Raw genomic sequence first — 26,324 nt, 5'->3', positions numbered from 1 at the left:
TTTAATTGTAGTCTAATTGTAAGAAGGAGGACTTATTTTTGTACCCCAGGTTTTACTTATTTGATTAGAAAGCTTAAAATTAAGCCTGGCGCCATTCTTTAAATGCTCCCATTCTATCCAGGTGCTGTTTAAGGGCTTGCCATTCAGTTTCAAGGATTCAATATATTCAAGCTTTTCATCACCACCCAGAATGTCGATCGTACCATTTTTCAAATGGACTTTCACTGAACTAAAGGAAGGACTGTTTACCGAAAATCCAGCAACTCCCGGGATCACCGGATATAAACCGATGTTAGCAAAGACATACCAGGCACCCATTGCCCCCAAATCATCATTGCCAGGCAAGCCATTATTTTTATTGCGATACTGTTCCCTGATAATTCGCTTTACAAGAGCCTGCGTCTTATATGGTGCATTTGTCCAGTTATAAATCCAGGGCGCTTGAAAATCAGGTTCGTTTCCTGCCGCAAACCATTCCTGCGAATATGAAGCATCCAACCTTACGAAAAACTCGTCTAGTCTTTTTTCCGCTACGTCTTTGCCTCCAATTGTATCGATCAGTTTGCCGAGGTTGTAAGGAACCATCCAGAAGTAATTTTTATAGCTTGCTTCTCTCCAGTCTTCGTCATGTTTTTTCCAGGTTCCGTTTTCATTCCTGGAGTTTAGCCATTTGGTTTCAGGATGGTAGAGGTTTTTCCAATTCTGAGCTCGTTTTAAATATTGCTTGTAGGTTACATCATCTGCCAAAGCTTGTTTAGCGAACTGAGCAATAGCGAAATCCGCAGTAGTATATTCAAGCATCATGGAGGCATTCATATAGCCTTTTTCAAGGTACTGTTTTAGAAATGGCCGGGTAAGCTGGTCCTGGGATCTCGCCGATGGATCTTCGGCGCCTTTTTTCATAATCTGAAGGGCCTTCCGTGTATCGAAATCGTTTGCGCCGAATGAATGAGCTACCGAAACCATAGCTGCAGTCGGATCACCCTGCATAATTCCCGTTTCGGTACTGTTTAACACCCAACGAGGAAAACCTCCACCACTTTGCTCAGCAAACAGCAATATTGATTTCATCATATCCGATGTTTCCTTCGGGGCCAGCATGCTGATCAATTGCGTCTGCGTTCTATAGGTATCCCAATTGCTGAAAGCCGTGTAATAGTTAAATCCCCTGGCCTGATGAACCTTGTTATCTCCGCCAATATATTCACCGTTAACGTCATTAAAAACATTTGGGTGAGCAAGCGCCCTGTACAAATGAGTGTAGAATTGTGTGGTACGATCACGTGAACCACCTTTTACCTCAATTTTACTCAGCTGTTTATTCCAGGCTGCTATAGCCGAATTTTTTATTTTATTGAAGTCCCATCCAGGGTTTTCCGTTTTTAAATTCTCCTTAGCATTTGCCAATGACACATAAGAAATGCCAACTTTATATAGTACACTTTTACCTCCGGCAGTTTTGAACGTAAAATAAATACCTGTACCTGGCTGCGTCTCCTGCCTGTTACCTCTTTTTAGTTTCTCGCCTTGCCAAGTTCCAAAACCCGCGGCCTCTGTGTCAAATTCGGCTGCAAAATAAATACGGTAGCTAACCGGAGTGCCGCAGAAAGCGCCCCCATCCGCAAAACCTTCAAAACTTCTGTTACTTGTAATATTCACATTAGCTTCCTTCATAGTAGTGGCATTTAAACCTGTACCAATAATAATTGAAGCGGCGCTGTTATTAGCGGGAAAGTCAAACTTTCCCATACCCGTTCTTGTGGTTACGGTGAGCGCACTGTTTACCCCTCCCCTGTCAAGAACCTCATAAAAACCGGCATACGCATTTCTTATTTTAAACTCCGGCTTATAACCCAACATGTCTTCAGGAGAAGATTTCAGTTCACCTGGTAGTGGCAATAATGGTAAATTGCCCATATGCTCACAACCTGCACCACTCATTTGGTTGATAACAAAACCCTTGTTTGGATGAAAAAAAGTTGGTGTAAACTGAGCCATACCAAAGGGATACATCGCACCGGGAAAAGTATAGCCGGCTTCGAGGTAAGCCTCATGAGCGCTGGCTCCTTTACCCTCCGTTCCAATTCGCGTATTCACCTTATGCGGGTAGCTATTTTCCTGGGCTGTAGTCCTTATTTGCGTTAGTGCGACGCCGCTTAGTAGCAGCAAAGTGATCTTCCTTATGCACATGTATAGAGTATGTTTTTGGTTTAAATGGGCTGCAATATAAAACGATTTAGCTAATTATTAAAATGCGCTTTAAAATTTATTTGATAGAATATTTTTTTTAGATGCTTAACGGTGTGCAAAAAGCCAGCAGTGAACACGCAAACTCATTTTTTTTGATAAACGAATAAATTTTCCACAAAAAATTCTTTCCAGACTCTCTTGCTAAAACGTTTTTTAACGCATATCTTTATCGTTCACTTACTAAGATTGAACCAAATAATTAAACCAATGAATGCTTTAATAAAGAGAAACCTGTTCTATTTTGTAGCTTTTATTTTAATAATCTCTTGTAAAAAAGATCACCTTCAGCCACCAAGTCCCGGCAGGATGATCAAAAATTTCACATTGGAGGCTGGCCAATATGGAAGTGCGAGCATCTACTCCGAAAATGAAAACTATAAGGTATTGGTCAGGGTAAAGCCGGACGCCAACCTCAAAGCCTTGAAGCCGATCATCGAAATTTCGGACGACGCAATTATCAGTCCTGCATCGGGAGAAGTTATTGATGTATCGGTAAATAAAACTGTTACATACACTATTACTGCTGCCTCAGGGCAAAGCAGAAAGTGGGAAGTTGAATTCAGGATCTTTGAAACAAACATCACCGACTATGCCACTTATAGTATTGCCAGCGCAGTGAACTCGAGGGTGATGCAAGTGACAGGAAACAGTAACTTTAACGAAAAGTATCTCGATAACGCGGGAATGAATGTTGCTGAGGCCGAGATCAGCAGTGGCGAGAACTTAAACAGGTGGCAGGAATGGCATATCATTTACAACTCCACAGTAGCTGGTGTGAAATATTATCAGATTAGAAACCTGTTTAGCGGCTTGTTCTTAAATGCAGGAAACGGTTCCGCTGCTGGTCTGCCGATAAAACAGAAGTGGGAGCTAAAGAATACAAACGATGTGCAGTTGTGGAAAATCGAAGAATCTACTCAGGAAGGGAAATATGAAATTTCTAATAAAGCTAACGGACTCTTTCTTACCATGAGCGGAAATGGCAACAATGTACAGATCACGCAGGAAACTAAATTAAACGCCGACAAACAAAAATGGGTAATAACCAAGCTTCCAAATGACAGTTATCGTGATGGAGATGTAACTAATTTCTTCAACAGGACAACCGGTTCGGTGGCTTTCGATCAGGGCAATAGTATTCCGTTATCTGACGGGCGAGTGCTTTGGGTAACTCAGGATGCCTGGTATCAGGGATCCCTGGCTCCTAATGGGAACCTTTTTGGAAACCACTTCATTTCTTACACTAATTCGGTTATCATTCAACCTTCGGCCACCAACTGGAGCCCGGCTGCACCAATGATGACGGCTGACGGAAGAGCAAATGGAGGTATCGGGAACCTCATTCCTAAATACCCTGGTAAAACCTGGAGCTGGCCCGGTGCAGGGGTGCAAATCGGTGATGATGTCTACCTTCACAACAGAGAAGGACAAGGTTTGGGTACCGACGACGATCATCAATCCTTGTTTAAGCTTAGCCCTGTTACCGCAAATCACTGGAAAACAGAACGTCTGGCGCCGGCAGGGTTGACAGCTTCGGAAAAACTTATTGGTTATGCATCCGGAATGGTGAAAGCCAACGACGGTTTTGTCTATGTATTCGGAACTAGAACTGATCCTAATAGTTTCGGATTTGAAACATATCTTTACACTGCCCGCTATCCGCAAAACAACCCGCTGGACTGGACATTCTGGAACGGAAATGCCTGGGTAGCAACTGCGTCGATAGTATCTAACGCCCATGTGGCCAAAGGCAAAGGTACTAACTTTGTAAGCTACTTAAATGGCAAATACATTCATCTGACCATGGAGCAGGGATTTTATTGTGATATTCCTTCCCTTAAAATGTACATCGCTACTTCAACAAGTCCTACAGGTCCTTTTATTAATCAAAGAATGGTATACCATTTCACCGAGTTTTATAAAGGCTCTAATGCAAGAGTTTATACGCCATTGATACATGCACATGCAGACAACGGAAAAAGGGAGTTACTACTAACGTACAGCATCAATTTCGGCGCTTGCGTGAATACGGGTGACGGGGCGATAAAGGAAAGCGACGGCAACTACGATCCCTACTATTATAGGGTAAAAGGTGTGCGTATTCCGTACGAAATGTTTGGATTATAATATTTTGATTCTATCTGAGCCTTGAAAGCTCAGATAGAATTACAAAACCCTCCTCTAAAATTAGCGGGATAAACATGTGTTCTACTGCATTATTACCATTTAATTTCCTGATAAATATTTACAAACCTCATCATTTGATAATCAACAAATTTAAGCATGAAAGCTAATCGGTTCTTAGTCCTTCTTTTATTTAATTTCTACTTCTGCTACAGCTTTGCTCAACTGTCGTTTAGAGTCGAAAAGGACATAGCTGTCTTCTATCCGAAAGACTTTGATTCCGTTCAAACCCTCCCCTCTCCTGCAGTCATCCACACACTTCATAAGAAATACGATCTGCCTGAAAAATGGACGCTGCTCCCGGAGTTCAAGTCCATAGCAGGAAAATCCATAGTAGAAATTAAATACGAACCTGGAACTGACCTGTATGGTACCGGTGAGGTTACAGGTAGTCTGCTCAGAAACGGTAAAAACGTTACCTTATGGAACTCAGATAACGGAAATTATCTTCAATTTAATGGCGAAAGACTCTATCAGTCGCACCCATGGGTGCTGGGCGTTCGAAAAGAGGGCACCGCCTTCGGAATATTAGCAGACCATACGTGGAAACAGCAGATCAAACTTGGCGAATCCATCCAGATCATCAGCGATGGTCCGACATTTAGAGTAATTGTTATTGAGAAAAAATCACCCCAGGAAGTAATTAAGTGTTTAGCAAGCCTAACCGGTACTATGCAGCTCCCTCCGATGTGGGCATTGGGATATCAGCAATCACGTTTTTCATACTATCCGCAAGGACAAGTTAAAGAAATAGCCGACAATTTCCGGTCGAAGAAAATTCCCATTGATGTGATATGGATGGATATCAACTATATGGACGAATTCAAAATCTTCACCTTCGACCCTAAGGGCTATCCGGATCCGAAGGAACTTAATAATTATCTGCACAGCAAAAATGTAAAATCGGTTTATATGATTGATCCGGGGGTTAAGAAACAAGCTGGTTATGAAGTTTATGATGAAGGCGAAGAAAGAAACTATTGGATTAAGAACAGCCGCAACCAGCCATACGTAGGCAAAGTTTGGCCAGAACAATGTGTGTTTCCAGATTTTATAAATCCGGAAGTACAAACTTGGTGGTCGTCTTTATACAAAAATTTCATGGACCTTGGGATAGACGGAGTGTGGAACGATATGAATGAACCTTCGGTTTTTAATGGTCCGGAAGGATCAATGCCCCCGGATAACATGCATAAAGGCGGCAACAGTTTCCCTGATGGTCCGCATTTGCGCTACCATAATATCTACGGCATGATGATGGTGCAGGCTACCCGTAAGGGCATTCTGGATGCGAACCCAGGTAAAAGACCATTTGTACTTTCCAGATCAAATTTCCTTGGCGGACAGCGTTATGCCGCCACATGGACCGGAGATAACAAGTCTTCCTTCGAACATCTGAAAACCTCGATACCGATGTCCATCAATTTAGGTCTTTCAGGCCAGCCATTCAGCGGTCCGGATATCGGCGGATTTTCTGGCGACTGCAGTGCCGAATTATTTAGTCAGTGGATCGCGCTGGGTGCATACTATCCATTCTGCAGAAATCACACTTCCATCGAAACCGTCTCTCAGGAGCCCTGGGCCTTCGGAGAGAAAACCGAGCGGGCATCACGCACCGCGATTAACCGCAGATACAAACTGATGCCTTATCTTTATTCCTTGTTTAGAGAGGCATCCGTTTCCGGAATGCCAGTCATGCAGCCTCTGTTTTTTGCCGATGTAAAGGACCCTTCCCTTCGTGCGGAGGAAGAAGCCTTTATGCTTGGCAGTGAATTGATTATTGTACCCCGCTGGGCGAAAAACGTTAAGTTACCTAATGGTAACTGGCGCAATATTACTCTCGAGGATTATGATGATGGCTATCAGGCTCAGATAAAAATAAGAGCAGGTGCGATAGTGCCGGTCGGAAAAGTTTTCCAAAGCACTGAAGAATACAATGCAGAGGAAATTACCTTACTTATTAATCCTGACCAGAAAGGGAATGCTTCCGGATCACTTTATGACGATGCTAAAGACGGCTTTGGCTACACCCAAGGTGACTATACCCTATTGAACTACCAGGCAGAAACGAAAGGATCTGATCTGACGGTCACGGTCAAACAAATCGCCGGCAAACGCAAGATTAATCAAGTTTACCGCATAGGGCTGGTCACCTCCAAGGGGATTATGTATAGTAACCCTCAAAAAGGTAACAAGATCAAGATATCAGTCCCGGCAAATTAGCGAAAATGAGTACGAGAAGTCATTGATTACCAAAGGACGGCCATCTAGCCGTCCTTAGGTTAGGACCACTTCTATAGGTTCCTTAGAATTACCAACATAGCTTAAAAAAGTACTTCCCAGAAGCTACCGTTGCTCCCCCCTTTCCCCAAATCACCCAAAAAACCTATTGAAAACTAATGTAGCCAATCCGTGACATGTTCAAACCGTTGTTATCAGGCACAACAAGCTTTCCGTTCTTCCAGTAAACTCCAAAAGAGTCGGCCACTCCGTTGATATAGATATCATCTCCATATTTATAAGTCTTAAACGCAGTATAAGTAGTATATAATTGTGGAGCTTCCAGCACAACTTTACGGGTAGTGGGAGCTTCCGGTCTCACATCAACTATCAGACAAGCCACATCCCTGGCATCTCTTCTCGCAGCTAAATAAAAATGTCCATTCTCGAATACTCCCGATCCTGAAGTGATACTTCCGGTTTCTGAACCAAAAGAAGGTGTATATCCATCAATCTGAATTGGCTTTTGTACAACAGGCACATCTTTACTTAGCTTCAGATAATAATAATCACGAGACTGATCGGCAACAGCCAATAAATGACATACATTATTTTCAATTGTAGCAGTACCAACAAAAAGGTTATTCCACAAATATTCCTCTTCATTAAGAGCTATCTCATAAGTTGCATAGAGGACATCATTTTTCAAATGTCTAATGATTGTTTTTCCTTCAGGCACAGCATCGCTATAAATCTGCGTGACTGTCAACAAATGAATATCTGCACCACTTGCCTGGATATAAACAGGTTCTCCGTGCGCTCCTGCATTCACCGAAGTCCTTACGATACTGTTTCCGCCATCGCTGATCTCGTAATAATAGTAGTAATCCCGGTCAGATGCCAGTACATAGATGTCATTGGTAAGCGGATTCACCGAGAAACCATTAATACGCTCCTGTTGAACTAGGTGAAGGGTCTTTTCAGAAAGAATCGTTTTAAGGCCACCTTCAGCTCCCTGCCACATAACTGCTTTTGTGTTTGAGGGAGACTGGGTATCTTCTATCCCAAAATAGACCGGCTTACCTTCCAGCTGAGAACTAAATGCCATCCTATAACGTGCGTCGTTCAAAATCGGCAGGAAGCTAAGTTGCCGTTTAAGTTGGCCGCCACCCGTCCATAAAGTGGGCACAAAATTAGTATTATCTTTCGCCTGTGACCAACCTAGCACTTGAAGTTCTTTCACCTCTGGTTCGTTTCCAGGGCCATTATCTTTTTTACATGCTGTTAAAACAACAAGGATTGCGAGTATAAAAAAATTGTGTCTCATTAAAAAATATTTAGACACATGACGAAATTAAAGAACATATCGCTACACTTATACTGTTTCTACATGATAAACAACCTATCACGCACAGAATTCAAAGCTTCTAAGATCTACGCTTAAATCGAAAAGCTACCAGCTTTCATTTCAGTTTTAGCAGCTCGGCTCCGGCAAGTAGAAAACCACCTACACCGTAAACCTCAGTATCCGTAGCTTTGATCCCGGCTTTTGCCTTGTTGCCAATGGGTTGTACGAAACCCAGCATTCCGTCTGCATGTACACAATTAACCAGCTCGGACCAGGCTCTATTTACCACTGGCAAATATGTGTTTTTATCTAACAGACCATTGTTCATTCCCCATGCTATGGCATAACAAAAAAAGGCAGTTCCACTGGTTTCTTTCGAAGGATAAGATGCCGGATCTAATAAACTGGTTCTCCATGTGCCATCTTCTTGCTGTAAAGTACTTATCCTTTTAGCCAAATCCTTAAAAAGCTGCTCATATTTTGCTCTTGAAGAATAAGTTTCAGGCATAATCGTCATCAGCCTTGCTAAGCCGGCAATCACCCAGCCATTTCCCCTGGACCAAAATACTTTCTGCCCATTGACTTCTCTCCTTTCGAAAAACCGACTATCCCGGTAAAATAAATGTTCGTCCTTATCATATAAATAGTCAGTGGTTTTCCACCACAATGTATCACACAGCTCCAGGTAAGCTGCATTTTTCGTTGCTTTGGCTAGCATTCCCAGGGCTGGCGGCGCCATATATAGTGCATCGCACCAGGCCCATTCTCTCCTGCCTACTTTATTTACCCATAACAAGGATTCGGTGTGTGGCCTTTGCAGCAAAGTGTCCGCTAATTCCTTAAGACCTGCAATCATTTGAGGTTCTTTGTATTTTGCATAAAGCGAGGCATAAAGCTGACCCACACAGTAATAATCCGCATGATACCGGTTAGAGTCCGTTGTAAACTGATATCGCAGCTTATCGCCCACATGTTTCTTAAGAAATGAATAGACTTTTTTGGTGCTGGTTTCATCGGCATAGGCGATTAAACCAGTATATAAAACCGCATTCGTCCAGTCATCAGTGGCATGCCGCCAACCTTTATTCTTAATGCTATCGATTTGCCAGTCTGCCACCTTATTCATTACCTTAACAATAGATTTCTTGCTATGTATTTTCACCTGTGCGGCGGCTATGTGGCTACAGCCTATTAAAAACAGAAAGAAGGATATCCGCTTCATAGTGATGGTCATTTTCTGGAAGTGCAAACAACGTGTATCGCACTGTTGCTAGCTAATGTACTTACATCGCCCAAGAATAGATTCAGAGTATTGTTTCAGATCAGCATGTTAAATACTTCAAAAAAATTTAGTTAAAAGAGATCAACAAATGTTCATTTAGCACGGCACATGTGTTTCAAATATCCCGTATTTACTATCTAAGTTCCTGATATATTGCCAGTATAAGCGAACTAATTAAATAGCGTGCATAAGCTCAATCGACCTGTACTTATCTTATTGCTCACTTGCTGGGTAGTCAGTTCACAAGCGCAAAAAAGCGTATTGCAATATGTTGATCCGTTTATCGGAACCGAAAATTCCGGAAATGTTTTTCCAGGGCCTTCCCTGCCATTTGGGATGGTCAGGTTAAGTCCTGACGGAAAAATGAAAAAAGGAAAATCACCGAATAACAATTCAGGTTATGTAAGCAAATCAGCAGTATATGGATTCAGTCATACTCATGTGAGCGGTACCGGAGGAGGAGCCAAATATGGTAACATTCTATTGATGCCGGGCCTGGGGCCTGCGGATATTAAATCCCATGAAAGCGAGGTTAGCGATGAAGTGGCTATGCCTGGATATTATTCTGCAACCTTAAAAAAATTAGAAAGTTCAAAAACATTAAGTCAATCCTTCATCAAAGTAGAACTTACCACTACCCACAGTGTAGGACTACATCGTTATACCTTTCCGAAATCAAACCAATCGCACATACTCATAGATGCAGCCTCTTTTCTTGTGAAAGGCAGCAGCGTTCAAAAACTAATTAATTCGGGAATAAAGATCCTTTCTGATACAGAGATTGAAGGTTTTGGCACTATAGCCGGAGGTTGGAATGAGGGCGCTCCCTATACTGTTTATTTTCATGCAGTGTTCAATACACCGGCGTCCTCATCCCAAACCTGGAAAAACGGGGTATTATCTGATGAAAAGGAAGTGAAGCCAGCCACGCAAAAATCGAAAACAGCATGCGGGGCAGTTTTCAATTACCAGACATCTGCCGGACAGCAAATTGTAGCTAAAGTGGGCATTTCCTTTATTAGCTGTGCCAAAGCCAGGCAAAATCTGGCATTGGAATCTGGAGGAAAAGACTTCGGGCAGGTCAAGCAGGAAGCCTTGGAAACCTGGACTGATTTGCTGCAGCGTATACAAATTGAAGACGATAATGAGGCCAATAAAAAAATGTTTTATACTGCCTTATACCATGTATTTTTGATGCCCTCAAACCGGACCGGGGAGAATCCATTATGGCAATCTGACGAACCCTATTACGATGATTTTTATGCCATATGGGATACGTACAGGGCGTCGAACCCCTTAATCACCCTATTAGATCAAAAAAGGCAGGAAGACATTATCCGCTCACTGATTGATATTTATAAACATGAAGGTTATATGCCCGACGCAAGAAGTGGAAACGATAACGGATTAATTCAGGGAGGTACAAATTCTGATGTGCTTATTACTGATGCTTATTTAAAAGGCTTAAAAAACATTGACTATTCAAAGGCCTATGAAGCGATGGTTAAAAATGCTGAGGTAGAACCCCTTAGACCGAAAAAGGAAGGACGAGAAGGAATCGAACTTTACAAATCCTTAGGTTACGTTCCTTATGGAATTTCGATCGCCGGATCAAGGACCGTTGAATATGCTGCCAATGATGCTTCCATTGCCATGCTAGCAAAAGGTCTGGGCAAGACAGCAGATGCAGAAAAGTACTTAAAAAGAGCATCCAACTGGCAAAACATTTGGAGGCCTTTGAGCAATCACGGAGCAAAAGGGTTTATCTGGCCTAAAAACAAGAACGGTAGTTGGGTAGATGATTTTGATTTTTTTAGAAATGGAACATTTGCGGGCTTCTTATATGAAGGTAACACCTGGACCTATTCCTTATATGTTCCGCAGGATGTTAAAAAACTTATGGAGTTTACAGGGGGTAAAAATGCATTTGTTAACCGACTGGATACATTCTTTGTGAACCAGTATTACAACGTAAATAATGAACCTGGCTTTTTAATGCCCTGCCTGTATATTTGGGCAGGAAGGCAAGACCGGACCGCTTTTGTAGTTAACCAAACACGTAATACGCGCTATAGTACCGGAAGAGGGGGATTGCCTGGGAACGACGACTCCGGGGCGATGTCTGCATGGTATGCGATGCATGCAATGGGTTTCTATCCCAACGCTGGTCAGGACGTTTACCTGATTACCGCACCATTATTTAAAAAAGTATCGGTAAAATTATCTACGAATAAATATCTGACTATCAAGTCAAAAAATATCAGTAAAGAGAATATTTATATTCAATCGGCAAAGCTAAACGGCAAGTCCTGGAAGAAGTCTTGGTTCAGACATGCCGACATCATCAACGGGGCAACACTTGAGTTCGTTATGGGAAATAAGCCCAGCCGCTGGGGAAGCAAGAATCCGCCGCCTTCACTTAGCGATAAGTCGAATTAACTGTAACGAAGAATAATCCGGTAGAAGGCGGGCTGTCAACTTGCTGTCGATATCCATATCTTAGTTCAAAACAAGTTCAATAACAGGAACTTCAACACCAGGAGCCTGCACTGGCAGATCCAGGATCACATCGTTTTCACCTGCTGTTTCAGTAGTATGACTTCCGGGTTTGATATCGTATCTAAATTTTATCTCAGAAGCGTCATTCAGCAATTGAGCATACCTGAACTTGCCCTTATAATTTTTCAGATGCAAGGACTTAAATGGCCAGGAAAGAACGTGAATATAAAGACGTTTAGTGCCGGCATTATACGTCAGTATACAATTATCGGGTTTTTCGAAATTGTCTGGTGCCTGCGTACATCCATAAATAGACCTGTCGTTAAATTTCATCCATTTTGCTATATCATCGAGCCTTTCGTTTGCCTTCTCTTCAAAAAGGCCTCTTGCCGTAGGGCCAACGTTCAGCAGCAAGTTCCCACCTTTGCTAACGGTCTCTATCAGCATGGTAATCAACTGCCTGCTTGACTTCCATGAATATTCGTCTCTATGATAGCCCCAGGAACCAGAGAAGGTCTGGCAGGTCTCCCAGGGTACATTTATCCCATTTACAGACGGCCATTTAGCAGGCATAAACTGCTCTGGTGTTTTGTAATCCCATCCCCAGTTTGTTTCACTAAGATCCAGCCGGTCATTTACTATCACATCAGGCTGAAGTTTCCTCACTAGTTTTAACAAGCCCTCAGAATCCCAATCCTGCTGGCCTTTTCCATTAGATCCTGGATAAGAGTAATCGAAGAAAAGCTCATCTATTTTACCAAATTGGGTTAGCAGTTCTGTTACCTGATCTTTCAGAAACTGCTGATACTTCTTAATATCCCGGTTACGGTTAAGTTCTGCAACATTCTTTTCATCCCGTAAAGGATGGTTCCTGTCGATCGGAAAATGAGGATGGTTCCAGTCGATCAATGAATAGTAAAATCCAACCCGTATGTCTTCAGCTCTTAGAGCATTCACCAGAGGCTTTAACAGATCCTTTCCCGCAGGACTCTTCGTTGCTTTGAAATCGGTATATTTCGAGTCCCAAAGACAGAAACCTTCATGGTGCTTTGTGGTGATCACCACATATTTCATTCCTGCCTGTTTTGCTTTTTTCGCCCACTCCTGCGGATTATACAGATCAGGGTTGAAAACATCAAAATACTTCCTGTAGTTCTCAGCACTTATCTTTTCGCGGTTCTGCACCCATTCGTGCCGGGCAGCAGAAGAATACAATCCCCAATGTATAAACATACCGAAGCGAGCGTCCTGCCACCACTCCATCCGCTTGTCTTTTTGAGCTTCCGTTTCTTTAACCCAAACTGGTTTTTCTGTTGTCACACTATTTTGTGCTTTGACAGTCTGAAGGTAAATAGCACAAAAAGAAATAACTAGTGCTGCGTTATTTAAAAACTTATTTTTTCTCATGTGATCTTTAATTTAGTTCAGGGTTTTTCCGCTCAAGAATCACAGGTGATACCCCTTTCGCCTGTATCTCTCCTGTGAGGACTCTTATTACCGCATTATGCATCTCCGGACCATTTGAATACGCATTAATGCAGGTGTTTACTCTTTCAAAGTATTCGTTTAAAAGATAAGGACTTCCGAAGGAAACTACTATGACTTTATCTTTCGGCATTGCATTTACACCCCACGCCGTCTGTGCTTCGTCGTCATACAATTGAAGGGGACCAAATGGCGTATGTGTTTGGCGGACAACGGCAACGATTACCTTATCATACCTGGAGGTTACATCTTCAGTCCATCCCTGAGTCTCATACAGCAGGTTACGTTGAAAATCAACATCAAAGCCTTTTTTGGTTAAACCTGAAGCAAAGTTCTTCAACACTTCAAGACCTCCGTCGCCACCTTTACGGCTTTCTGTAGTCACCCCGATAACCAAAATTTTCTTACTTTTTGCTGAGTCAATCGGAATAGCAGAATTACGATCGCGCACAAGCGTCACCGCATTTTCTGCTATCGCCTGTGCAGTAGACTGGGCGAAGCTTTTCTCCTCTTTAGTCATTTCGCGGAGAAGTTGATTGTTTTTATCAAGAAGCCCATACTTCTTTTTCATCGCCCATATCCGGCTTACAGCATCATCCAGACGCGCTATCGGTATTTCGCCACGCTTTATCCGGGCTTCCACCGTATCCATAAATTCGTAGGAAGGCCAGAGCAGGACGTCAACCCCGGCAAGAAAACTTTGGATCTCTCCTTCTAACTGATTGGGATACCAGCCTCGAAAACCGCCCATGGTCATTGCATCAGACACAATCACCCCCTTGAAGCCCATATCTTTTTTCAAAAGATCAGTAAGCAGCTCCCTGGACAATGTTGCCGGCGGAAAGAACCCATTCAACTTTTCTTTCTGGTAGGCGGGTAAAGTAATATGTCCGGGCATAATTGCTGCCACCCCGCTATCGATCAATGCCTGAAACACTTTTCCGTGATATTGCTTCCACTGCGGCATGCTCAGCGAATTAGTAGTGGTGGTAAGATGCTGATCCCTGCTATCCATACCATCGCCTGGAAAATGTTTTATAGTGGCAGCTACGCCATTATCCTGTAAGCCTTTGAGCTGCCTGCTCAACAGCCTGACAGCCTTCTCCGGATCGTCCGAAATACCGCGTGTATTTACTATAGGGTTCAGGGGATTGATGCTAAGATCTGCAACAGGATGAAGTACCCACTTTACTCCTAGTGATCTTGCTTCCCTGGCCAGGCTCGTACCGTAATCATACGTAAGCGTTGTAGAGTTGGCTGCCCCGAGTGCCATTTCCCTTGGAAGTGATGTCATTCCAGGAAGCGCTATTCCGTTTTCATAGTCCTGCTGAAAGATCAGGGGTAGCCGGCTTGCTTGCTGATATTCGACGAGCGACTTCTTCAAATGGTTTACTTTCTGATCCTCGGGTACATTTACGAAGAGTTTCCAGCCCATAAAAAAACCGGTCACAGGATAGTTTTTAAAAAAGCCCTCCAGACTGCCGCCCCCTAGACGCAGTTCATCTTCCCTGTCAGGAAGCATCAGCATCGTCTGGCCGATCTTCTCTCTCAGGCTCAACTTTTTCCAGTCCCCTACCGAACTCTCCCTCTTTTGCTGGGCAAATGCGCCGCAGGCCAATACCAAAAGATATATGGTAAATCTAAATTTCATTGAATAATGTATTAAATAGCTTATTTTACGAGTTGATCCTCATCCCATGCATTTCCCGCTTTTCCACGGTTTTCCAGACCTCCGGTCTCACTTTTAGACGGTACCGTGGTCCGGTACGAATCTTTCCGGAGCCCAGTTGCCGGAAGAATCGAATTTAACTTTGGAATTTTTTTAATGACCTCCGGATTATCTGTTCTAAGATCAAGCATGCTTAAATTATAAAATGCAGCATCTTTTACCGATGGGAGTTCGAGGTTACCACTGATAGTCACCTCCCCATGCTTTGGCTTTAGGTATGGGCCGCACTGAACCGACACATTATCAACTAACGCACAGCCGTTTGGATACTCTGGATGCCAGGCAGCCCTTAAAATATCCGACCAAAGATTGGCTTTCAACCCATATTCGGCTTTAAGCTTTTTGCCATACGACTTCCATGGTTCTTCAAATGGTTTCATTTCCAGCAACCGTGCCTCGTAGTGAGTACCAAGCCGGTAATTCCGGGAAATACCCCGGTCGTCCACACCCTGATCTTTGCAGCGAATGAACAGGTTGTTTTCGGCTATATTATGGTGTCCCCCGCCAAATTTAATGGCGTCTATCGCATCGTAAACAATGTTATTGTAAAACCTGTCGCCGCTGTCCCCATCATCGCAATAAAACCCGTTTGAACGGTTTATATGATGAACAAAGTTATACCGGTATACATTACCATAAGTGCTCCAACCTCCGTAATTGTAAAAAGCGCCATTGTCACTTTCGCCCATAGCAATATTGTGCACTTCATTATACTCAAAAAGGCAATTGTTTACCATATCAGTACGGACGGCACTTTTAGGCATATCATGCATTAAATTATGGCTTACCTTTATCGCAACACTATTAGCAAGCTGAATAGCTTCTTTGAAGGCAAGCTTAGCTATCTGGTAAATATGATTGTTTGTAAGCACCACTCCCGACGGCTCTAATGATTTACGGTCTCCGGAATTAGCCACAACCAGGCCCGCTCCTCCGGTCTCAAAGATGTCATTACTTTGCACCAGGTTATTCTTCCCCCCTTTAAGTACAATACCATCACTACCCACATTGGAGATGGTGCAAGCTGCAATGATATTCTGACTGGAATTTATGAATTCAACTCCGTTAGCCCTTGTACCTGAAATATTTAAGCCGATAAATCTGATATTCGAAGCCTCCGTAAGTTGGATCACCGGCTCGTCAGAATCTGCGATCATAAGCCTCAGGGCCCTTGGATCAGAGGGTGCATAAAAATATATCTTCTGATCTTTGACGTCCAGGGCCCACTCTCCAGGATAGTCTATCTCTTCCAGGAGATTTATTGCCCTCCATTTTTCCTTTCCCAGACCAGTGCGCCAAAGGGGCTCTTTGTTCGCCACCGGACTGTATTTTGACCCCATTCCCCCGTCTGGTTCATCAGCCAGGGTTATGGTATTTTCTTTCGTGCTGATGTTTCCTACCTTGATGGTAAAAGGCTCCCAGGGAACTCTCCAAAATCCCTTCAACCAAATTTCATATCCGTCTCCTATAGCAGAGGCCCATCTTGCAGATCGCCCTGAGCCATCAAGATCCAGCTCATTAACGTATTCTCCATCTTCAGGTTTCCCACCCGGCCCGTAATAAAAAGTTTTGTTACCCTGCGACCCGTTACAGGTAACCCATCCCGGATCATTATTATTACGGATATTCTCCTGCGGATTTGGCCATTGGGATAAAGGCTGCCGTTTATCGTTCGCAAAAAAGTCGATAATGTGCCAGCTGTCTGAAAAGCAATTTGCAGGAGCAAAACGAGATGCATTAACCAAATTTAAACCCCGCAGGTCGATTTCCACTAGATTGGTCCTGTCAACACCAGGATAAACTCTTCTTGCCGCGGTTGTACTTAACGGTTTCAATAACGCTGAATTAAGAACTTTTCCTGCGATTAAGTTTACCTTTGCACCCTTTTCAGCGATGTATGAAACCGGTGATGACGGAGTCCCGGAATCCTGCTTGTCGAATTTCAGACCTGTCGGCATGATATAGTCTCCGCTCTTTATAATTACATTTAGCCCACCAGCCGGAAGTCTGTGGGATTTCTTGAGTGCTCTTACATGATCGCGCGCCGCTTCAATCGTTTTGAATGGAGCGCTAAGTGTTCCCGGATTCTTATCACTTCCATTAGGACCAACATACAGGTTTGTCGTCTTTTTTTGCTGGCCAAATAAAGGCCCTCCCAGTACAGCAACCAAGGTGCAGGAAAGCACAATAGTCTTAATTTTGGAAACTGGTTTAGCCCTTCTTTCAGGAATTAGTATCATTTGGTTAGTGTGTTTAATAAAGCGTAGCAAATGTATTTTTGATTCAGAACTTTACCTGTCGGAAATGTTGCAAAAAGTATTTCCAAATGACCACACGCACCTTTCAAACACGTTATGCATCTTTCTGGCCCTTCAGTATATCGCCCAAATATTCTTTAGGCGATTTTCCGTATTGCTTCTTGAACGACGAAGTGAAAGAGGATGGATTTTTGAATCCTACCTCATAAGCTATCTCAGAAATAGAAAGCTTCCGTGCAAGCAAAAGCTCCATGGAGCGTTTAATCCTGACCTGGTAAATCAGTTCGATCGGCGTTTGCCCTGTTAAAGCCTTTAACTTTCGAAACAAGTGGCTTCGGCTCATAAATACCGCTTCCCCTAAATCCTCTACAGAAAAATCATCGTTGCTCATATTCTGATTTATTGTATCCAAAACCTTTTTCAGGAATTGTTCATCCAGAGGATTCTTAGCAATATCTTTAGGTATTATGACACCATCACCCTTGTATTTTTCAATGATGCGCTTGTTCGCCTCTATCATTTTTTCCACCCTTACCTTCAGTATTTCGGGATGGAAAGGCTTGGGGATATAGTCGTCGGCTCCTGTATGAAGGCCCTTTAACTTATCTTCGTCAGTAGCTTTCGCCGTTAATAGAATAAATGGGATATGACTTGTTTTCACATCCGATTTTATTAAAGAACAAAGTTCATTCCCGTCCATAAGCGGCATCATCAGGTCACTCACTATAAGGTTAGGTTCCTCTTCCTTCAATTTATCCAGCGCATCTTTTCCATTAATTGCCCGGGTTATCCGGTAACGTCCTGTAAACATCAACTGCAGGTAGTCTAATATCTCTTTATTATCATCCACGATCAGTATCTTATGCTCTAGGGGCCGTTCGGTCATGTCTGTATCGTCAGAAACATGGTTTTGTTCTTCGGTATAAACGTTGGACCCTGGCAAATAATCAATTGGCGTCGCCTGTAATGCTGTCTGCTCATTCACCGGCAATCGCACCCGGAAAATCGTTTTCTTTCCGGGAGTACTTTCTGCATCGATACTGCCCTTGTGCAACTCTACCAATGTTTTGCTTAAGGCCAGGCCAACTCCGGTTCCTTTTTGGTTATGTTCAGAAAAAAAGCGGTCAAAGACATAGGGAAGCTCATCCGTAGAGATGCCCTTTCCATTATCCTCAACGATAATTGACAGATATTGGACTGAAGGTTCACCGGTCACAAACTCTTCGGCCACTATCAGATTTACTTCGCCGCCCTGGGGTGTAAATTTCAGGGCATTAGAAATAAGATTATTCAATACCATCTCCAGCTTATCCGGATCGAAAGACACTATCCTGTCGCCGAAAGTATTATCAAAGCCGAAACTAACTTTATTACGTTCTGCAAGGGGCTGAAAATTGGTATAGATGGTTTGAAGAAAGGACGAAATGTTCATCGGGGCGAGCTTTAATTTCAACATACCCTGTTCTGCCTTCTGGAAAGTCATTAACTCGTCCAGGAGCTGTAAAAGTTTCTTACAGTTGCGATAAATGAAGCTCACCTTACTTCTTTCCTCACTTCCAATACCCGGTGCACGCATCAACTCCTCAACAGGCCCGGATATCAAAGTTAGAGGTGTCCTGAATTCGTGTGAAACATTAGTGAAAAAATTCACCTTCATTTCATTTAATCGCTTCAACTGCTCCTTCTCTACCTTTTGATATTCGATTTCCTGTCGTTGCCGCGATTGAATGAGGACATAACGGATCAACACCAACAGAAGCACGTTAAACAGAACTACATAGAGAAGGATGGCCCACCAGGTTTTCCACGGAGGTGGCAAAATGGTAACCTTAAGCACAGCAGGTTTCCGGCTCCAGTTGTTCATATAATTTGCCGCTCTTACTTTGAAAAAATAGGTACCCGGATCCAGATTGGTATACGTTGCAGCCCTCGTAGAAGCATCTGCACTGATCCAGTGATCATCAAAGCCCTCCATCTTATAAGAATAAGTATTCTCTTCGGGATTAGAGTAATGCAAAGCTGTAAAACCAATGGTAAATACATTGTTACGGTAATTCAGCTCAATCTCTTCTGTGGATGAAAGACCCTTATGAAGGATAACATCATCATTAAACATTTTACCAATCTCAACCGGTTGGTTAAAAAGCTTTAGTTCCGAAATAGCTGCAACGGGCCCATCTCCACCTGCCGGAATTTCCTGGGGGTTAAAAGCTATAAAACCATTACTGGTTCCAAATAACAGCTTGCTGCTACTTACTTTATAACAACTTCCAATGCTGAAGTTCACGTTTGAAAGATAGGTTTGAAAACTGTTCTTTTTGACATCTAAGCGGGCTAAGCCTTTAATGGTGGATATCCAAAGCAACCCCTTATCCGATGCCAGGATGCCATTAATGGATTTATCAGGCAGGCCATCCTCTTCATTGAAGATCCTGATCGTAAATACTTCCCGGTTCCGGCCACTGAAACTGATCTTGTTCAAACCGGCTTCAGTGCCAACCCAGATTACATTGGCCGGATATTCAGTAATAGCCAGAATATTGGTTCCGAGCAACCGTTTCCGGGCCGCACCATCACCAAATTTAACGAACTTCCCACTTCCGGAATGGATCACCATCAATCCGCCATTTTCAAAACCCAGCCAGATATCTCCCTTTTTATCTTCATAGATCTGCCTTACAAAACCTGTTTTTACAATTTGCGGTACATCCCTGGAGGCGCCAAGGTCTACCTGCTTCCCCTGCGGATCAAGTTTATATAATCCCCTGTTGGTTCCTATCCAGAAATTGCCTTTGGAGTCCCTTAAGGTAGCAAATGTCGCATGATCATTTACAAGCGATGAAGGAGCCGCAATGTCGCTCGTTGAAATACTGAACGCCCCTCCGAGGGTACCTGCCCATAAGGCTCCGCCGTTAATATATAGCGAACGAAAGGCATTAAACGGAAGCTTCCCGGCTCCATAGCGGAGGGTCGAGGAGGTTCCCGTATTAGTATTATACTTAAAAAGCCCCGAACTAGCGGTTCCCAAAAATATATTCGTTCCATCAGCAGAGGCTATACTTCTAACCATGTCCGCCGAGCCGATACCGTTAAATGTGAAGTATTGAAAGGCAAGAAGACTCAGATCTGACTTGTTAAGACCCAATTCTGTTCCGCACCAAAGGATGCCATTACGGTCTATCAGTAATTTATAGATAATGTTATTGCTGATACTGTTTTTATCGAGGGAATTGTTAGTGAAATACTCAAGAACGAGCTCCCGTTCAATATATTTTATCCTTCCAAGACCTTCTTCTGTAGCTAGCCAAAGGTCGCCCCGGGCCGACTTCACCACATCAAAAACCTGGGTTCCTCCAAGGCTTCGGCCACTCGACGTAGAGATCTTAATCTTCTCAAAATCAAAACCATTGCCTCCACCAACATCAAACCGAAGTTTAAGTAAACCATCACCTCCGGTGCCAATGTATAGGGTTTCATTGTCCTCGAGCAATGACCAGATCCTGTCGCCATAAGGGTTAGGCCGAATATTGATTTTAAAGAACTGAAACCGGGATGTTGTGGTATTGAATCGTACGATGCCCTCCTCAGTGCCGAGCCATAGATAGTCGCCTCGGGACGGGATGATTTTGGAAATACCAAGATTTAATGGTTGAGCGGCGAACCTTCTACTTTTGCCGGTCGAAGGATCAAATTGCAGCAATCCCTTTGGCGTTCCGATCCACAGTTTTTTATTCTTCAGGAGTAAAGCACTCACCGGCCCATCCAGGTGTCCTCCGGCCCCGTTCTCCTTCCCCAGGGATACGAAACTCTCACTATTCCTTATAAATTTACTTAATCCGTACCGGGTGCCTATGTAAAGATCAGAGTTATCATCTTCTGCTATTGCATAAGCCCAGGTTGCAGTGATACTTTCGGGAGCCTTGTTACTATAGAATTTTTTGAACACATAACCATCAAAACGGCAAAGGCCGTTCATTGTGCCCACCCAAAGATATCCTTTGCTGTCCTGATAAAGATTCCTTACACGGTTATCCGGCAGTCCATGATTGCTGAAATATTGGTCGAACCTTACACCCGGACTTATAACAGCCCTTGCCTGCCCTGCAATTGCATAAAGCGGACTCAGGCTGATGATCAGTGTTATAAAATGAAAAAAGCTCCTTACCGACATCCTAAATGGTTTTCAGGCCAAAAGTATGGTCTTTTGTCAGATAAATATATAGATAATAAACAGCAGCAATACAGTAAGGAACACGTATGTCACGGTAACAACGGTGTAATTTCTGATCTTTTGTTTTCTCTGCTCCATATCGCTACTGCAAGTTCTTAATCTTGTTCCGGTAATAGTTAACCGATGCCCCCATACCCTTGTCGCCGTGATAAGCCGGAGCAATGTATTCAAATGCGAATGGTTTATAAAGTGTTGCGGCTGATAAATTTAAAGTCCTGAACTGTTCGTACCTGTTCCAATACTTGTCGTAATTAGCTATGGCAGAACTCATCTCCTTTACTGCATACTTACCTGTTCTATCGCCTGTAAAACCCAAAGCCATAACCTTCCAGCCTTCCGCAATTATCTGGTGGAGCAATAAGCCATAAACAGAAGATACATGCACATATTCTTTATCATTCTTTTCCTCCATATCGATCTTTTTACTCAACTTCTCGATCTTCTTCCACAGGTCTACAGCTTCAAACTTTTCCGCGACAGCTGCGCTCAAAACTCCATCTTTGTAAAACTGCGTAAAAGCCTTATTCAGTAATCCTTCAGAGGAGAATTGCCTCGGATTATAGTTTGGATCAACTCCCGATAAGAACTCATCACGCATCCACCATGTCCAGCTCGTCTGAAAAGGTAGCTTAACACTTGAGTGTCCTCTTATAACCGCTTTCGCGGACAACAGGGCTAATTCCCTGAACCTTTTCCGCGAAGCCCCCTTGATCCCCTTCTCATCCATTATCGCATCAAACACTTGTTGTTCTGTCTGATTTGTATTAAGGGCCCACCTGCTGATCACCAAAGCATTCAGTTCGCACCAGAACTCATTACTGATGTAGGGACCTACCCAACCGCCACCCCTCGACCAAGACCAAATCCCCCTGAAATTAGGACTCTTCTTAATTTCATCTAGGCTTTTGTACCCCTTTTGTGGTTTGTTGGACGAATACTCTTCAAATCCATTAATTACACCATCCATCACATAATCAGGATAGGCACCCTTACCTTCGTATTCTCTCTGACACTGAACTTCAACAACTTGAGGATGTTTACCTAAAGTCAAAGTTTGGTTAAAATCAAACGTACGCTGATAGTCTCCTTTCGTATGTTTTATGGCGAATACCAGGTTTTTATGTGTTTCTATCTGGTTTGTAACCTTAAGATAGTAATCCGGTTGTTCGTGCATTCCGCCGAACGACCAGGTACGATAAAAGACCATTTTGTTGCGCTTCTGGCAAACTTCCTCCCTGAGTAAGTTTAACAGCTTGACGTGACTTTCCGGACCATTGGTTATCGGTCCGTTTCCTGTGTGGTGTGGCACGTTATTAAGATACGTTTCTCCTGTCCTGATCACAAGGCCATCCAGATCTGGAAATGTATCGAACAGCTCGTTCAGCATCATACGATGGATCTCAACGGTTTTCGGGCGTTCAAATGAAATCTTTCCATTCTCGTCCGTAATTTCGTCCTTATAAAGTTCTACTAGCTTTTTGGGCAGGACTATTATATCGGTGAAATAATAAACTTTGATCCCTGCTGCATGCGCACGTTTTATATTGTCTTTAACCTTTTGAGCCGCAGCATTAACCCACCTGCGCTCAGCAGACCCTTCGGGGAAGATGTTTCGATTTAAGCCGTCAAATGTGATAGCTGCATGAGCAAAGGTAAAATCGTTGATAACCTGTCCGGTGTAACCATTTTTTTTAAGAAATGCGGGGTCTGTGAAGATGCTGTTTGTTAAAGGTTCTCCGGGATTATGGTGTACCATGTCAAGAACGAAATACGACTCATCCTGCGCACGCGAAATTTGCAGCGATACTAAAAGTATCAAAAGTGTGATTAATTTATCAAGGTGTGTTTTCATGTTTTTTTAAATAATTCCTGTTTAATGTGCTCCGTCCAGATTAGACTTTTTAACTTGTGTAGCTGGCTGCTCTTTAAATACCGCCCCCCTGATCTTAAGCACAAGCGGATTAGGCCATTTGTTATTCGTATAAAACCGCTGGCCGTTAACCATGCTAACCACCAGACCGATCTCTCCGATCTGTGTTTTCACCGAGGCATCAAAATTTTGCTGATACTCCAAAAGATTGCTTTCATAGCCTAAAACTTCTACAGATGTCGCCGCAGTCCCCCTTAACGATGATAGTACAATCTCCTTTCGTTCGCCGTATTTCCATGGGGTATTAGTTATAAAAGCAAAGATCACGCTGTCATCAGTTGATGTTGTGTACCAGATGTTTCCTTCCCTTATTTTTGTTGCAGCCTTTGTATTATGAATAGCTTCTGCATTGGCAAAATTCCACAGGGCAATCTCGCGCAAGAGCCCTTCCTCCTCTTCGCGAATGCTGCCATCTGGTTTGGGACCAACATTTAAAAGAAGATTCCCACCTTTGGCTCGCGTCTCGATCAGGATATTGATAAGCTCTGTTCCGGATTTAAAACTATCATTAGTCGGTTTATACTGCCAGTCAGTTCCCATAGTCAGACATGTTTCCCATGGTGAAGGAATAGCGGTATCCGGAACTTTTTGTTCAGGAGTATTCATCTGTCCACGCGTTACCACGATATCCGGCTGCAACTTCCAGCAATATTCTTTTAAAACTTCGGCCGGCCCGTCAAGGAATATGATATCTATTTTTCCGTAATTGGTCAGAAGCTCTTTTAACTGGGCTTTGTCGTACTCCATCAGGGCCGGGTTACTTATAGGATAATGAAGAGGGTTCTGCAGGCGCCCAACCGGAGCACCCGTCTTGTTCAGGAAATAAAAATCTTCCGGGGAAAAATAAATACCAACCGCTATACCCTGTTTTCTGAATGCACTTATCACCTCCCTGGTAATATCTTTGTTGAAAGGCGTATTCAGGATATTGAAGGGAGTGGTAATTGTCTTGAACATGCAGAAGCCGGCATGGTGCTTTGCCGTAAAAACCACATATTTCATACCGGCAAGTTTAGCCAGGATTGCCCAGTCCTCCGGCTTAAACTTTGAGGGGTTGAACGTTTCGGGTAAAGTCCTAAAAAACTTCTCCCGATAATCCCTGGAAGCACCGGCGAGTGAATGGCTGATCACTGCGCCAAGCTGAGAATCGATGCTCCAATGAATGAACATTCCGAATCCAAGACCTGAAAACCATTTTTCACGTTCCGGGAGGTTAGCTCCTTGCTGGGCAAAGGACCTCAGCCCGGTAAACAGAAAGAAAATAACGAATAGAAAATATGAAAAATATAAATGCCTTAGCTTGCTCATACTATCTCAATAATTTACCTACCAGCATGATGTATCCTGCATAACATGAATTGTTTTCATATCTCGCTTGATTGTCCATTACCTGGCTATTTCTTTGCAGGAGGATCGCCTTTTTATCCAGCTGCTTACCCGAAACCTTCAATTCCACCAGGTGTGGCTTGTTTTCTAAATCCTGTTTCAGGAAGTATTGGGGCCTGTAATAAGTGGAATAACTGTCAAACCGGGAAACGATGTCGGCCTCCTGCATATCTACGGTCACTTCATACTGACCGCATCCCGGCCCCACCACGTCATAGAGGCCTGCAATCTGCCCCCTAAACCGGAAAGAAAGGCTTGCACCTGGCTGATCAGACTTAATAAATTCGGTGAAAGGCTTTTTGAATACTTTGAGTAATTCCTGATCATTTGCGGGAACCTTCTCCCACAGGCCATCTTGAACCGCTTCTGAAACACTTATCATTTGCGCTTTTTCCCAATTATCCCGAGTATAAGGCTTCACAAGCCTTTTGCTTTTTCTAAAAACCGATCGGTTGAATATCGTATCCAGTGCAGATAAGAGAGCCTCCGCATACAATCTCTGCCCGGTTTCCGGAAAAGGGTGTACATTGTCTCCTGAAAACACAATCTTATCCGGGTATTGCTCTTTTGTACCTTTATACACAAGCTTTCCCTGGCTGGCGAGCTCTACCACTTTAAGGCCCATACTCACACTGGCTATGCCGTAATGCTCAGCAATGACCTCCATTGCTAAAGTTGAAGCTGGGATCTTTCCATTCTGAAGACCGGTTCCCATATCCCCTGTTATGGTGTACACAAAACAAATATCTGTTTCACTGCTTTCCCTCCAGATCTGTCTCACAATACCCTCCATCGTTTTGTAAATGAGAGAAGCCGGCTTTGCGATATCGTTCACCGCAAACTCGACAAAGATCAGATCAGGTTTTTGACTAAGTACCTGTGAACGCAAACGAAACACTCCCAGATCTGATCCTGTCCCTCCTATACCTGCATTGATGGTATTAATCTTGGCAGCCGGAAATTTTTGCCTGAGTTTATCGGCCGATTGATCTCTCCAGCCCCTGGCTGCTTCAGTGATGCTGCCTCCCAGGTATGCTATGGTTACTTCCTTACCTGTACTCAGCTTCTTGTAAATGTTAGGCAAGCCTTTCCTTGCCGAATAAAGGGGCATTGGCAGCCCTTGACGGTCAGTCAAATCATAATCATTCCCAGCAAAGGCATTGATTGAAAACATGCATAACATACCGATGGCTAATACGCTTAATTTGAATGACATATTTATTGATTTTGATATTTTAAATAAGGTTAAAGGGGCATGGTTAATGTCATTGCTTAACGAATGGGATGGAAGTACCTGTCTTGCCTCCGTCAATCACAGAAAGAACATAGTAACCTGCCGCAAGAGTCGAGGTGTCAAGATCTAACATATTTTTTCCCTTTTGTACCGGGATGCTCCTGCGCAGGATAGCTTGCCCGCTGGCACTGAAAATAGTATAACTTATCATCCCCGGATCGCTTGTGTTGTAATGCAGCACCCCGGTACCTTTAACCGGATTGGGATAAAACATTGGCTTATCCTGGT

Annotated in this window: 14 protein-coding genes; 3 read left to right on the top strand and 11 right to left on the bottom strand. The window is 43.3% G+C overall.

The window, feature by feature from the left end:
• Window positions 1-12 precede the first annotated feature (12 nt).
• Window positions 13-2,190 carry a GH92 family glycosyl hydrolase gene (locus J3P37_RS07130; RefSeq protein ID WP_256010388.1) on the bottom strand — a complete coding sequence of 726 codons (2,178 nt, stop codon included), beginning with the start codon at window positions 2,188-2,190 and terminating at the stop codon, window positions 13-15.
• Between the two features lie 267 nt (window positions 2,191-2,457).
• Between J3P37_RS07130 and J3P37_RS07125 the strand changes: the two genes are divergently transcribed.
• A complete protein-coding gene (locus J3P37_RS07125; RefSeq protein ID WP_256010387.1) occupies window positions 2,458-4,377 on the top strand; it encodes a DUF5005 domain-containing protein in 1,920 nt (639 codons plus the stop codon).
• A gap of 156 nt (window positions 4,378-4,533) precedes the next feature.
• Complete coding sequence (locus J3P37_RS07120) at window positions 4,534-6,657, top strand: TIM-barrel domain-containing protein (protein WP_256010386.1); 2,124 nt, start codon at window positions 4,534-4,536, stop codon at window positions 6,655-6,657.
• A 163-nt stretch (window positions 6,658-6,820) separates the two neighbouring features.
• Here the strand turns inward: J3P37_RS07120 and J3P37_RS07115 are convergent, their stop codons facing one another.
• Window positions 6,821-7,981, bottom strand: a complete 1,161-nt coding sequence (locus J3P37_RS07115) for a hypothetical protein (protein WP_256010385.1) — start codon at window positions 7,979-7,981, stop codon at window positions 6,821-6,823.
• Between the two features lie 136 nt (window positions 7,982-8,117).
• Complete coding sequence (locus J3P37_RS07110; protein ID WP_256010384.1) at window positions 8,118-9,224, bottom strand: glycoside hydrolase family 88/105 protein; 1,107 nt, start codon at window positions 9,222-9,224, stop codon at window positions 8,118-8,120.
• Window positions 9,225-9,467: 243 nt separating this feature from the next.
• Between J3P37_RS07110 and J3P37_RS07105 the strand changes: the two genes are divergently transcribed.
• Window positions 9,468-11,723: a GH92 family glycosyl hydrolase gene (locus J3P37_RS07105; protein ID WP_256010383.1), complete on the top strand. Its 2,256-nt coding sequence runs from the start codon at window positions 9,468-9,470 to the stop codon at window positions 11,721-11,723.
• A 60-nt stretch (window positions 11,724-11,783) separates the two neighbouring features.
• Here J3P37_RS07105 and J3P37_RS07100 read toward each other — a convergent pair whose 3' ends face one another.
• The 8 genes from J3P37_RS07100 to J3P37_RS07065 form a co-directional block, all read right to left on the bottom strand.
• The gene (locus tag J3P37_RS07100; RefSeq protein ID WP_256010382.1) at window positions 11,784-13,190 is read right to left on the bottom strand and encodes an alpha-L-fucosidase; all 1,407 of its coding nucleotides are present in this window, start codon (window positions 13,188-13,190) and stop codon (window positions 11,784-11,786) included.
• A 7-nt stretch (window positions 13,191-13,197) separates the two neighbouring features.
• Entirely contained in the window at window positions 13,198-14,919 is a 1,722-nt protein-coding gene (locus J3P37_RS07095) for a glycoside hydrolase family 3 protein (protein WP_256010381.1), read from the bottom strand.
• A 20-nt stretch (window positions 14,920-14,939) separates the two neighbouring features.
• On the bottom strand, window positions 14,940-17,237 hold the full coding sequence (locus J3P37_RS07090; RefSeq protein ID WP_256010380.1) for a right-handed parallel beta-helix repeat-containing protein: 2,298 nt from the start codon (window positions 17,235-17,237) through the stop codon (window positions 14,940-14,942).
• Window positions 17,238-17,349: 112 nt separating this feature from the next.
• Window positions 17,350-21,426, bottom strand: coding sequence for a hybrid sensor histidine kinase/response regulator transcription factor (locus J3P37_RS07085; RefSeq protein WP_256010379.1), 4,077 nt, complete (start codon window positions 21,424-21,426; stop codon window positions 17,350-17,352).
• A 142-nt stretch (window positions 21,427-21,568) separates the two neighbouring features.
• Complete coding sequence (locus J3P37_RS07080) at window positions 21,569-23,338, bottom strand: hypothetical protein (protein WP_256010377.1); 1,770 nt, start codon at window positions 23,336-23,338, stop codon at window positions 21,569-21,571.
• Between the two features lie 21 nt (window positions 23,339-23,359).
• Entirely contained in the window at window positions 23,360-24,724 is a 1,365-nt protein-coding gene (locus J3P37_RS07075) for an alpha-L-fucosidase (RefSeq protein WP_256010376.1), read from the bottom strand.
• A 1-nt stretch (window position 24,725) separates the two neighbouring features.
• Window positions 24,726-26,018, bottom strand: coding sequence for an SGNH/GDSL hydrolase family protein (locus J3P37_RS07070; RefSeq protein ID WP_256010375.1), 1,293 nt, complete (start codon window positions 26,016-26,018; stop codon window positions 24,726-24,728).
• Window positions 26,019-26,067: 49 nt separating this feature from the next.
• Window positions 26,068-26,310, bottom strand: a complete 243-nt coding sequence (locus tag J3P37_RS07065) for a T9SS type A sorting domain-containing protein (protein WP_256010374.1) — start codon at window positions 26,308-26,310, stop codon at window positions 26,068-26,070.
• Window positions 26,311-26,324: the final 14 nt, after the last annotated feature.

Origin of the sequence: Desertivirga xinjiangensis (genome assembly GCF_024436435.1) — a bacterium.
GTDB classification, from domain to species: Bacteria; Bacteroidota; Bacteroidia; order Sphingobacteriales; family Sphingobacteriaceae; genus Desertivirga; species Desertivirga xinjiangensis.
The sequence above is the reverse complement of the archived record's forward strand: the minus strand, read 5'-3'. Positions and strand labels throughout refer to the sequence as shown.